General features: G+C 64.7%; 9 protein-coding genes and 1 riboswitch. Of the genes, 7 read left to right on the forward strand and 2 right to left on the reverse strand.

The features are described 5' to 3' along the window. Positions 1 to 388 precede the first annotated feature (388 nt). The 7 genes from D3P04_RS08925 (at position 389) to cobF (ending at position 10,114) form a co-directional block, all read left to right on the forward strand. The gene (locus D3P04_RS08925; RefSeq protein WP_182912790.1) at positions 389 to 2,845 is read left to right on the forward strand and encodes a TonB-dependent siderophore receptor; all 2,457 of its coding nucleotides are present in this window, start codon (positions 389 to 391) and stop codon (positions 2,843 to 2,845) included. Then, positions 2,839 to 3,786 (forward strand): ABC transporter substrate-binding protein, encoded by a 948-nt coding sequence (locus D3P04_RS08930; protein ID WP_182912791.1) that lies wholly within the window; start codon positions 2,839 to 2,841, stop codon positions 3,784 to 3,786. The genes D3P04_RS08925 and D3P04_RS08930 overlap by 7 nt, the downstream gene beginning before the upstream one ends. After that, positions 3,776 to 5,773: a Fe(3+)-hydroxamate ABC transporter permease FhuB gene (gene fhuB, locus D3P04_RS08935; protein WP_119747994.1), complete on the forward strand. Its 1,998-nt coding sequence runs from the start codon at positions 3,776 to 3,778 to the stop codon at positions 5,771 to 5,773. Before D3P04_RS08930 ends, fhuB begins: the two co-directional genes overlap by 11 nt. A gap of 3 nt (positions 5,774 to 5,776) precedes the next feature. Then, a complete protein-coding gene (locus D3P04_RS08940) occupies positions 5,777 to 6,577 on the forward strand; it encodes a siderophore-interacting protein (protein ID WP_119747996.1) in 801 nt (266 codons plus the stop codon). Positions 6,578 to 6,580: 3 nt separating this feature from the next. Next, positions 6,581 to 8,278: a cyclic peptide export ABC transporter gene (locus tag D3P04_RS08945; protein WP_119747998.1), complete on the forward strand. Its 1,698-nt coding sequence runs from the start codon at positions 6,581 to 6,583 to the stop codon at positions 8,276 to 8,278. Positions 8,279 to 8,340: 62 nt separating this feature from the next. Further along, on the forward strand, positions 8,341 to 9,087 hold the full coding sequence (locus D3P04_RS08950; protein WP_408634365.1) for an ABC transporter ATP-binding protein: 747 nt from the start codon (positions 8,341 to 8,343) through the stop codon (positions 9,085 to 9,087). 235 nt (positions 9,088 to 9,322) lie between these two features. Continuing rightward, positions 9,323 to 10,114, forward strand: a complete 792-nt coding sequence (cobF, locus tag D3P04_RS08955; RefSeq protein WP_119748211.1) for a precorrin-6A synthase (deacetylating) — start codon at positions 9,323 to 9,325, stop codon at positions 10,112 to 10,114. Here the strand turns inward: cobF and D3P04_RS08960 are convergent. Together D3P04_RS08960 and D3P04_RS08965 are read right to left on the reverse strand one after the other, a co-directional pair. Continuing rightward, complete coding sequence (locus D3P04_RS08960; protein ID WP_119748002.1) at positions 10,091 to 10,822, reverse strand: CbtA family protein; 732 nt, start codon at positions 10,820 to 10,822, stop codon at positions 10,091 to 10,093. The genes cobF and D3P04_RS08960 overlap by 24 nt on opposite strands. 1 nt (position 10,823) lies before the next feature. Next, complete coding sequence (locus D3P04_RS08965; protein ID WP_119748213.1) at positions 10,824 to 10,994, reverse strand: CbtB domain-containing protein; 171 nt, start codon at positions 10,992 to 10,994, stop codon at positions 10,824 to 10,826. A gap of 31 nt (positions 10,995 to 11,025) precedes the next feature. Then, a riboswitch (cobalamin riboswitch) is annotated at positions 11,026 to 11,218 on the reverse strand. Positions 11,219 to 11,229: the final 11 nt, after the last annotated feature.

Consider the following 11,229-nt stretch of genomic DNA (forward strand, 5'->3'; position numbering starts at 1 on the left):
ACGGCGGTAATCCGCATTTTATCGCGCAATCGGCTTGAGGCTGAACCCGCAAGCTGGAGCGTGCCGCACTGAGTCGGAAAGGCCGGTGACTTGCGTCCCGCGATGGCCGGGGGCGCTGCCCCCGGACCCCCGAGGTATTTGGGCAAAGAAGAAGGAGGGGAAACCGGCGGGGCGGCTCGCGCGGCGGGCCTGCAGCCCTTGCTTCCGTGTGGGAAGATAGCCGGATTACTGGTATCTCATGTCAAACCTGAGACGCTTCAGCAAAAAAATTCCGGATTCCACCGAAAATCGCCGCTGCTCGTTCGTTCTCTTGCCCAGGGACCGCTTACCCAGCGAAACAGGCAGGGCGACCCCTTCGGTAAATGGAACGCACGGAGTGGCAACCGCCATGAGACATCACACAGGCAATCGCGGAACGCGATACTTCAATTGCAGGGCGCTTGCAGCCGTCCTGACGACGACAACGGCAACGCTGGGCCTTGGCGTCGTGATGGCGCTGCCCGCCGCGGCGCAGATACAGGATCAGCGGCACGAATTCTCGATTCCGGCAGGGCCGCTCAGTCAGGCGCTGGCCCGGTTTGGACAACAGGCCATGCTTCAGGTCACCTACAACCCCGCCATTGCCGGAGACAAGCGCACGGCGGGGGTCAGCGGCAAGCTGACCCCGGTTGAGGCGATTGCCCGGCTGCTGGAAGGGTCGGGTCTTGCCTATTCCTTCCCCAATGCCGCCACCGTCTCGATTTACGAGATACCAGCCCGTTCCGCCTTGCCCGGCGCAGAGGCGACCGTGCTGCAACCGATCACGCTGCATGGCAGCGGTCTGAGCGGGCCGACACAGGGTTATATCGCCTCTGGCGCCTATACCGCGACCAAGACCGACACGCCCCTGATCGAGCTGCCGCAGGTCGTGAATGTCATCACCCGCGATCAGATCGAGGCGCAGGGCTCGCAGGACGTGACCGAGGCGACGCGCTACACCCCCGGCGTGGTGGCGGGTTTCGGCGACAGCGACAGCCGCAACGACGTGCTGCAATCTCGCGGCTTCTTCATGCGCTACAATCTGAACGGATCGCGTCTACCCTATGGCGCCTACAGTTCTGCCTTCCTGCGGATCGAGCCATATGGGCTTGAGCGGATCGATGTCCTGAAAGGTCCGTCATCGGTCATGTATGGTCAGAACCTGCCGGGCGGGCTGATCGATCTGACGACCAAGCGGCCGACACCGGAGCCGCAGCACGAGATCGCCTTCGAGACCGGAAATAACGGACGCCTGCAGGGCATGTTCGATTTTTCCGGCCCGATCGGCGGCGATGAGCGATTCCAGTACCGGCTGACCGGATTGTCGCGCGACGCCGATGGCCGGATCGATTTCGGCCATGACCGCCGCGATTTCATTGCGCCGGCCTTCACATGGCAACCCGATGAGGCCACCTCGTTGACGCTGTTCGGGCATTACCAGAAGGATGATACCATTTCGGATTACGCGGCGATTCCCGCGGCGGGAACATTGCTGCCGAATCCCAATGGCCATCTTTCCGCGTCATTCTATCCCGGAGAGCCGGGTTTCGACGGTTACCAGCGCGAGCAATCATCCGTCGGCTACAATTTGCGGCATGAATTCGGGAATGGCTGGACCGTGCGCCAGAACCTGCAGTTCAACAGCGTCGACGTGGATACGAAATCCAGCCCTGCCTATATGCTGGATCCGACGCAGCGCTATGCCTATCGCGTGGCCTCTCACGGTCTGGCCGCAGCCGATACCTTTACTCTCGACACGAATCTTCAGGGCGAATTCATGACCGGCGCGGTCACCCATAATGTCCTTCTGGGCGTGGATTACCTGCGTCTCAAGGACAGCTATCGCTTTGCCTCGGGGCTATACGAAGATTCGTTCGACCTGTTCGATCCGGTCTATGGCGCGACCCCGCCCGAATTGATCCCGCGCATCGACTATCGCATGAAGCGCCGGCAGATCGGCATCTATGCGCAGGACCAGATGCGGTGGAACAACTGGATCGTGACCGCCAGCCTGCGCGGCGACCGGGTGAAGGCGGTTTCCTCCGAATCCATGCAGGGCGCGGATTTTTCCTATCGCGACACCGCAGTGACCGGCCGGATCGGCGTGACCTATCTGATGGAAAACGGGTTTGCGCCATTCATGTCCTATTCGACCTCGTTCGATCCCGTCGATGGCGTGACGCCGGAAGGCGGGCCGCTGAAACCGATGGAGGGCGATCAGTTCGAGGCGGGGGTGAAATATGAATCCCCTGATGGTTCGCGCATGCTGACGCTTTCGGCTTATCAGATCACCCAGCAGAACATCACTTCTCCGAATCCCGATCCGATCGCGGGCGGGATGCTGCAAACCGGCGAGGCGCGGGTGCGCGGCTTCGAGCTTGAAGGCAAAGCCGAACTGACAGCTGCGCTCAGCCTGATCGCGTCATATGCCTATACGGATTCAAAGGTGACCAAGGCCAATGACGGAACCGAATATCTGCTTGGCAACGAGTTGAACATGGTGCCGGATCATCAGGCGTCGCTCTGGCTGGATTACAGTTTCCGGCAGGGGGCGTTGCAGGGGCTCAGCCTTGCGGGCGGAATGCGTTATCAGGGCAAATCCTTCGGCGATGCCGCGAATACGGTCGAGGTCGGCGGCCAGACATTGTTGGACGCCGCAGTCGCCTATGATTTCGGCAGCCGCAATTCGCGCTATGACGGGCTGACACTGCGGGTCTCGGGCAACAACCTGCTGAACAAGGAATATATCGGCTATTGTCAGTCGGAACTGCAATGCTTCTACGGTCGGGGCAGGACAGTGACCGCGACGCTGAAATATCAATGGTAGCGCAAGACGCTTGCATCGGACCGGGCGCATATGGTCCGGGCGCGGGCGGGTTGTCGCGCCGCGCCCTGATCGGCGGACTCACTGCGCTGGCGGCGCTGTGTCCCTGTGGAAGCCTTGCCTTGCCGCAACCGGCTCCGCGGATCGTCGCGCTCGATGCTCCGGCAACCGAGATGCTGGTTGCGCTTGGCCGCGCGCCCATCGGCGCGGCGGGACTGGCCGGTTATCGTCAGGCGCAGGGTGATCTGCCATTGCTGCGCGACGCTGTCGATATCGGCTTCTTCCACGAACCCAATCTGGAATTGCTGCAGGCTTTGTCCCCCGACCTGTTCATCGGCTCATTCGGCATCGGCGCCCCGGTTCCGGCGCTGGAGCGGATCGCGCCGGTGATCTCGATCCCGATCTATGGCGGCGAGACCGACAGCTTCACCGCCGCCGAAACCGCCATGCGCCGAACCGGAGAGGTGATCGCCGAAACCAGGGAGGCCGAAGCGTTTCTGCGCGATTTCCGGGCCGAGATCGACGCATTGCGCGGATTGGTCCGGACGCGAAAGCCAAGGCCCGTCTATCTGGCCTCGCCACTGCTCGATGGCCGTCACATGATCCTTTACGGCACCAGCAGCCTGTTCGATCAGGTCATGCGCAGGGCCGGGCTGCAAAACGCCTTCACGGGCGAGACCACACCCTGGGGCATTGCGACTCTGGGCGTGGAGAAGCTGACGGACGCGCCCGACGCCACATTGCTTTACATCCGAAGTCCGGTGACCGACGTGGCGCTGGACGCCTTGTCCGACAGCGCCATCTGGCGGCGGTTGCCATTCGTGCGACAGGATCGCGTGACGGGCATCCCCTATCTCGAAATGTATGGCGCCCTGCCGACCGCACGTCACTTCACCGCCATCCTGTCCACCCTGATCCGTGAAGGTGCGCTGGATGCAGGCTGACAGCGCCGATCTTCCGTCGTCGGGCCTTGCTCTTCCGGGGGCAATCGCGCTTTCGCTGTTCGCCGCGGTGGCGGCGCTGGCATGGATCACGCTGGCGCGGCTGCTTCCGCCTGCGGACTGGGCGTTGCTGCTGTCTCCCGCCGGTCTGGAGGATCCGCAACTTCTTCTGGCCCGCGACAGCCACCTGCCCCGCATTGCGGTCAGCCTTCTGACCGGTGCCGGGCTGGCTTTGGCAGGCGTGATCTTCCAGAACGTGCTGCGCAACCCGCTGGCCGAGCCGACGACGCTTGGCGTCTCGGCGGGGGCGCAACTGGCGCTGGTCGCGGCGACGCTGTGGGATCCCGGCATCGCGCGGCATGCGGGCTCCGAGGGCATCGCCTTTCTGGGGGCGGTCGCCGCCATGCTGCTGGTCCTGCTGATCGGTCACAGCCGAACGCAATCACCCACCCGCATGATCGTCGCCGGGATCTTCGTCAGCCTTTATGCCGGCGCTGTCAGCGGGGTTCTGGTCCTGTTCAACAGTCATTACCTGACCGGCGTCTTCCTGTGGAGTTCCGGCTCGCTGATCCAGAACGGATGGGAAAACGCGCTTGGGCTGGCATGGCGAATGGCGCTGTTCGGAATCGCGGCGGCAGCGCTGGTGCGGCCGCTGGGAATATTGTCCCTTGGCGATGAAAGCGCGCGGGCGCTGGGGATCAATGTGCCGCTTGCCCGGACGGCAGCGCTGGTTCTGGCCGTTGGCCTGACGGCCAGCACCGTCAGCATGGCGGGGATGATCGCCTTTATCGGTCTGGCCGCCCCGGCCATCGCACGATCCGCAGGCGCCCGCGGCGTCGCAGCCCAGCTTTGCATCGCGCCCCTTATCGGCGCCGGGCTTCTGGGCGTGACCGACCAGCTGGTCCAGCTTCTGCCGCTCCCACGAGAGATCCCGACCGGCGCGGCAGCGGCACTGATCGGCGCGCCGCTGCTTTTGTGGCTTCTGCCCCGGCTCAGCCCGTCCAGCGTGGCGGCATCGCAGCCGGTCGGAAATCCGACGCGGATCGCCCGGCCGCTCATGCCGCTGATCCTTGCAGGGATCGCGCTTGCGGGTCTGGTCTGGATGGCCCTGACGTTGGGCCGGGGCCCGTCCGGATGGTTATGGCTTGGCGGAACGGAACTGGCCCAGATGCTGCATTGGCGCTGGCCAAGGGTGCTGGCGGCAGGAATGGCCGGCGCGATGCTGGCGGCGGCGGGGGCGGTGATCCAGCGCATCACCCTCAACCCGCTGGCCAGTCCCGAGATCCTTGGCATCTCGTCCGGCGCGGCGCTTGGGCTGATCGTGGCGCTGTTTCTCAGCCCGGCACCCTCGCCGCAGCTGCAATTCCTCGCCACGGCAGCGGGTGCAGGCCTGACCATGACCGTGATCCTGTCGATGGTCCGGCGGGGCGTCGGGCCCGACCGGCTGCTGCTGGTCGGCATCGCGGCGGGCACGATGTTCAGCGCATTGGCGGCGGTGCTGATGGCCAGCGGCGATCCCAGGATGGGCCGGATGCTGGGCTGGATGGCCGGCTCGACCTATGGCGTCAGCGGATCGGGCGCGGTGATGACCGCGATCATCGGCTGTCTTGTCCTTGCCGCCCTGCCGCTGGCCCTGCGTCCACTGGGCATCCTGCCGCTGGGCGATGGGGTGGCACATTCGGTCGGCATTCCGGTCGCGCGGATGCGGCTGTGGCTGCTGATGCTGACCGCCTGCGCCACCGCGGCGGCCACGCTGACCGTCGGCCCGCTGAGCTTCGTCGGCCTGATGGCTCCGCATCTTGCGCGGCTGATCGGTTTCCAGCGCCCCGGCTCCCATCTGGCCGCCAGCGTTCTTGCCGGTTCGGCGATCATGATCGCGGCAGACTGGTTGGGCCGCTCGGTCATCTTTCCCTATCAGATCCCGGCCGGACTCTTCGCGAGTTTTCTGGCGGGGCCGTTTTTCCTTGTCCTTCTGAGACGCCAGAGGTGATCCATGAATATCCCCCGCAGGCCCGAGAATTTTCGCATCGCCACCGTGGCCGAAACCCGATCCGTGACGCCCCTGATGCGGCGCGTCACGGTCCACGTCGATGACCTGTCACGCTTCGATTGCCCGCTGCGCGCACTTGGTCCGCATGTCCACGCCCTGATCCCGCGCAGCGACATGGCGCGGCAGGAATGGCCCACCGCCGACGAGCGCGGCCACGCCGTCTACCCCCCGCCCGAGCGTCGCCCGGCGATCCGGACCTACAGCGTCCGCCGCTTCCGCCATGCCGAAAATCTGATTGATCTGGATTTCGTCCTGCATGGCGATGACGGCATTGCCTCTGCCTGGGCCGCACGGACCGAAGCCGGGGAAGAAATCGGCCTCTGGCGGCCCCATGCCCGTGTTCTGGACAGCGAGCCGGCGCGATATCTGCTTGCGGGCGACCTGACCGCGCTGCCCGCCATCGCCTTCATTCTGGACCATCTGCCGGAAGATGCCGCGGGCGAGGTGCTGATCTCGGTCCCCGGCCCGGCGGAACAGCAGACGCTGCGTCTGCCCGCCGCCATGAAGCTGACCTGGCTGCACGAACCCACCGGCAACGGAGACAGGCTGGCCCGGGCCGCCGAAACGGCACTGGGCACAGGGACTGGCGCGGACAGCTTCGTCTGGGCAGGCGCCGAGGCCGCCACGGCGCGCCGCATCCGCAACCATGCACGGCGCGTATGCGGAATACCCGCCACCCGCGTCTATGCGCTGAATTACTGGAAGCGCGGCATGGTCGAGGGCAGCTATGACCACGGAGAATAACCCATGACGGCAGCCCCCGCACCCGATCGCCAGTCGCTGCGCGCGATGCTGATCCTGCTGCGCCCCTATCGCCTGCGCCTGAGCCTCGCGATGCTTGCCGGGATTGTCAGCGGATTCGCGATGACGGCGTTGCTGGCAACCATCAGCACGGCAATCGGTGGCCAGGCCTCTGCCGGTCTTGCTCATCTGTTGCTGGCCTATTGTGGTGCGGGTCTCCTGGCTATCGCCGCGTCGGTCATCTCGGATCTGGGGACGAATGCGGTCGGTCAGCGGCTGGTCGCGGATCTCCGCTGCGGGTTGTCCGAGCAGATCCTGCATGCGCCCATTGACCAGCTTGAGCGTTACCGCCTGCACCGGCTGCAAACCGTTCTGAACGGCGATATCGACATGATCAGCATGTTCGCCTTCAATGTCGCGCCACTCTCTGCCGCTTTGGCGATCACGCTGGGCTGTCTGGCGTGGCTGGCATGGCTGGCACCGCTCGCCTTTCTGATCGCCTGCGCCTGCCTTATCCTCAGCGCCCTGGTCCAGTCGCGTGTCCGCGACAAGGGCATCGCAGGCTTCGAGCGCGCCCGGGACGACGAGGATCGCCTGCAGCATTCCTTCAACGCGCTGGCGCTTGGCGCGAAAGAGCTGCGTCTCGACCGTCCCCGCCGCCTTGCCCTGTTCACCGACGAGATCCGCGCGACCGCGCAGCGTATCCGGCATACGCAGATGGGCGCGATCGGCTATTACGCGCTGGGCCGTTCGGCCGGATCACTGTTGTTCTTCGGCATGATCGCGGTCCTGTTGTCCTGGCGGGATACCGGTTTCGCCTCGGGCGCGGTGCTGGGAAGCTTCGTGCTGATCCTGCTTTATGTCAAAGGCCCGATCGATCAGCTGATCGGCACCCTGCCGGTCATCCACCGCGCCCAGATCGCCTTTGGCCGCATCGCCGATCTGTCGCGCCGCTTCCACAGCGCAGAATCGGATCTGCTGACGCCGCCGCATGAGCAGGCCACCCCCGCATTCATCGGGCGGATCTCGCTGCGCAATGCATCCTACCGTTTCACGGAAGACAGGCCGGACCACCGGAACGGCTTCACCCTCGGCCCCGTTGATCTGGACATTCCGCAAGGCCGGATCACCTTCATCACCGGCGATAACGGATCGGGCAAAACCACCTTGCTGAAGATCCTGCTGGGCCTTTATCTGCCGCAGAACGGTGCGCTGGAACTGGATGGCATGCCGGTGACCGACGCGAACCGGGACGATTACCGCCAGTTATTCGCCTCGGTCCTGTCGGATTTCCACCTGTTCCGGCAGATCACCGGCAACCCGACAGAGACACAGGCCCGGCATGCAGCCGAGCTTCTGGACCTTCTTGGACTGACCGGCAAGGTCGCGATCCGCGAGGACGCCTTCAGCACCACCGATCTTTCGACCGGCCAGCGCAAGCGGCTTGCCTTCGTTCAGGCCTGCGTGACAGGCAGGCCGGTACTGGTCTTCGACGAATGGGCCGCCGATCAGGATCCGGCCTTCCGTCATTTGTTCTACACCCGGCTTCTGCCCGATCTCCGCCGCGACGGGCGGACCCTGATCGTCATTTCCCACGACGACCGCTATTTCCACATCGCCGATCAGCGGCTGCACATGTCCGCGGGCCGCATCGTCACCACGGAACATGCGGACACAATCCGACAGGAAGGCTTGCAGGCATGAATGCCCATCGGAACCCGGCCACGCCGGACGACACCCGCCGCCCGGCCTTTGCCATCGAGGACATGTCCTTCTCGATCGGCAAGACCTGCCTGCTGCACCCGCTGACGATCAATCTGCCCGCAAAAGGCGTCATCGGGCTGATCGGGCATAATGGATCGGGAAAATCCACCCTCGTGAAAATCCTCGCGGGCCAGCAGGAGCCAAGCTCGGGAAAGCTGCGCTTCATGAACCGGCCGCTTGCTGAATGGGGGAACCGGGAATTCGCGCGCGAACTGGCCTATCTGCCGCAGCAGCTTCCTTCGGCCGCCGGTCTCAAGGTCCGGGAACTGGTGGCGGTCGGGCGCTATCCCTGGCACGGCGCGCTTGGCCGCTTCACCGGCGAGGATCGCAGACAGGTTAAAGCGGCGATGAATCTGACCGGCGTCGACGGGTTGGCGGATCGTCTGGTGGATACCCTGTCCGGAGGAGAGCGGCAGCGGGTCTGGCTGGCGATGCTGGTGGCGCAGCAGGCGAAATGCCTGCTTCTGGACGAACCCATCGCGGCGCTGGACATCGCCCATCAGCTTGACGTGCTTCACCTTGTGCGCAAGCTGGCGCAGGGCGGAGCAAGCATTCTGGTGGTATTGCACGACATCAATATGGCCGCACGGTTCTGCGACGAGGTCATCGCGCTGCGCGGCGGACACATGATCGCCCGAGGCTCACCCGCAGAGGTTTTTCAGCCACCGCTGCTGAAACGGATTTTCGGCATCGAGATGGATGTGATCGCCCTTCGCGAAACGGGCCGGTTGCTGACATATCCGCGTTAGAGCCTGTCGCGCCCGCCCGGTTTCTCGCCTTCTGCTTCTTCTTTGTCCAAATACCTCGGGGGTCCGGGGGTTGTCCCCCGGCCATCGCGGGACGCAAATAACCGGCGTTTCCGATTCAGCGCGGCACGCGTTAGCCGCGGGAAGATTCGGTACCGTGGAAACCGGACGTCATCAATTCATTGATTTCGGCGCAGGGACCCTTAAAGATCCGGCGGGATCATTGAGCGGAGATGATATGGAACTGTGGTTGATCGGCATCGGAACCGGCAATCCCGATCACCTGACGCTTCAGGCCGTCAAGGCGATCAACGGCGCCGATCTGATCCTGATCCCACGCAAGGGCGAAGAGAAGGCCGATCTTGCCGATCTGCGGCGCGCGATCTGTGCCGAAATGCTGACCAATCCCCGGACGATCCTGTCCGAATTCGATCTGCCTGTCAGAGCCGCCGAGGGGGATTATCTGAACGGCGTCGCCGATTGGCATGATGCCATTGCCGAAAGCTGGCGAGCGGCCATCGGCAGGCATCCGCAGGCCATGAAGGTCGCGCTGCTGATCTGGGGCGATCCGGCGCTTTACGACAGCTCGCTGCGTATCGCCGAACGGCTGGCGCGGCATGTCGATCTGTCCGTCCATGTCGTGCCGGGGATCATGTCGCCGCAGGCGCTTACGGCGGCGCATGGCGTTCCCATGAACCAGCTTGGGGCGCCGTTTCTGGTCACGACCGGACGCCGGTTGCGGGATCATGGCTGGCCGGATGGCGTGGATACGCTGCTGGTCATGCTGGACGGGGAATGCAGTTTTCAGACGCTGAAACCGGACGGGATCTCGATCTGGTGGGGGGCTTATCTGGGCATGCCGCAGCAGATCGTGGATGCCGGCCCGCTGGCCGAAACCGGGCCGGGGATCGTCGCGGCACGGAAGGTGGCGCGGGCGCGGCATGGCTGGATCATGGATATCTATCTGTTGCGGCGAGGCCCCGGCACCGGGATGCCGGGGCAAGGATCAGCCGCGGGCGCGGGACCATAGCGAGGCCGTGAACAGCCCCAGCAGCACCCAGACCACCAGCCCCACGCCAAGCGCGCGCCCGGCGAATTGCGCGGCCAGTTCGGGCGGTGTCGGGCCGGTCAGCTCGACCGGGTGAGGCGCACCGATAAGATGGGGCAGCGCCGCCATGACGATGGCCACCCCCCAGGCAGCCCAGTTTCTGCCGAAGGCAATCAACCACAAGGCCCCCGCTGACAGAAGCACCGTGACCAGCCACCAGATTTCGCGCTGCGTGATATCCGCCGCGGCCATGCCCGGCAGTTCGGGCGCAAGTCCGAAGGCCGGCGCAAGCTGCACGGCGATGAAACCGGCCAGCCCCCATAGCAGCCCCTCGCGCGGCGTCACCCGGTGCCCCCGGTTCTCGGCCAAGGCGATCGCGCCGGTCAGCAGCAGCGCATAGCCGGCATAGACGAGGATCGAGAACAGCACCGACAGCCCGTCCCGCGCCGGGTCTATCCCGCCGGTTTCCGGCGGTACCGCGTGATCCCCGGAAGGCGCGGCATCCGTCACCGCCCCATGGCCGTGATCATGGTCGTGACCACCCTCGGCGGCGAAATGGGTCAGCTCGCCGCCTTCGTAAAGCTCGGCATGCAGCAGCACGGGCTGAACGAAGACAAGCTGCATCAGGGCGGCAATCAGCCCCGCAGCAGCACCAGCGATCAATGCGCTGGTCAAAAGTCGTGCAAGCATGTCAGTGGCAGGGAAAGCCGGTGGCGTGGCGGACATCATGCGCGGCATCGTGAAGGGTTTCGGACTGGGCAAGGCCCGCCGTAAAAACCAGCGCCGCGCCGATACATATCACGATGAGAATGTCCCGGACAGAGGTGGAAACCGCGCCTGACGCGCGGGAAATTGTGGTCATGTTAACCTCCTTGCCGTCGACCCCGACGGCGGATTGCGTTTCACGCAGGGTCGGTCTCCTGACTCGCAGGTCGCGGCCTGTCCCGCCTTCCCATGGCCATGCGGCCACAGTGGACTTTCGGGTCGGCTCTCTGCTCACAGTCGCGGGGGCGGTCGGGTTCGGATGATGCCATCCTCCCTGTTCCCATGCAGCTTTCGGGCTGCACCATGCGCCCCGGCACAGTGGCACCTGCACC

The sequence above is a fragment of the Paracoccus onubensis genome, assembly GCF_003591515.1.
Lineage (GTDB): Bacteria > Pseudomonadota > Alphaproteobacteria > Rhodobacterales > Rhodobacteraceae > Paracoccus > Paracoccus onubensis.

Excerpts from the sequence above, each read along its gene's own strand:
- D3P04_RS08960 (WP_119748002.1), bottom strand. The coding sequence starts at position 10,822 with ATGCTTGCACGACTTTTGACCAGCGCATTGATCGCTGGTGCTGCTGCG.
- fhuB (WP_119747994.1), top strand. The coding sequence starts at position 3,776 with ATGCAGGCTGACAGCGCCGATCTTCCGTCGTCGGGCCTTGCTCTTCCG.
- D3P04_RS08930 (WP_182912791.1), top strand. The coding sequence starts at position 2,839 with ATGGTAGCGCAAGACGCTTGCATCGGACCGGGCGCATATGGTCCGGGC.
- D3P04_RS08965 (WP_119748213.1), bottom strand. The coding sequence starts at position 10,994 with ATGACCACAATTTCCCGCGCGTCAGGCGCGGTTTCCACCTCTGTCCGG.
- D3P04_RS08940 (WP_119747996.1), top strand. The coding sequence starts at position 5,777 with ATGAATATCCCCCGCAGGCCCGAGAATTTTCGCATCGCCACCGTGGCC.
- cobF (WP_119748211.1), top strand. The coding sequence starts at position 9,323 with ATGGAACTGTGGTTGATCGGCATCGGAACCGGCAATCCCGATCACCTG.
- D3P04_RS08925 (WP_182912790.1), top strand. The coding sequence starts at position 389 with ATGAGACATCACACAGGCAATCGCGGAACGCGATACTTCAATTGCAGG.
- D3P04_RS08950 (WP_408634365.1), top strand. The coding sequence starts at position 8,341 with ATGTCCTTCTCGATCGGCAAGACCTGCCTGCTGCACCCGCTGACGATC.
- D3P04_RS08945 (WP_119747998.1), top strand. The coding sequence starts at position 6,581 with ATGACGGCAGCCCCCGCACCCGATCGCCAGTCGCTGCGCGCGATGCTG.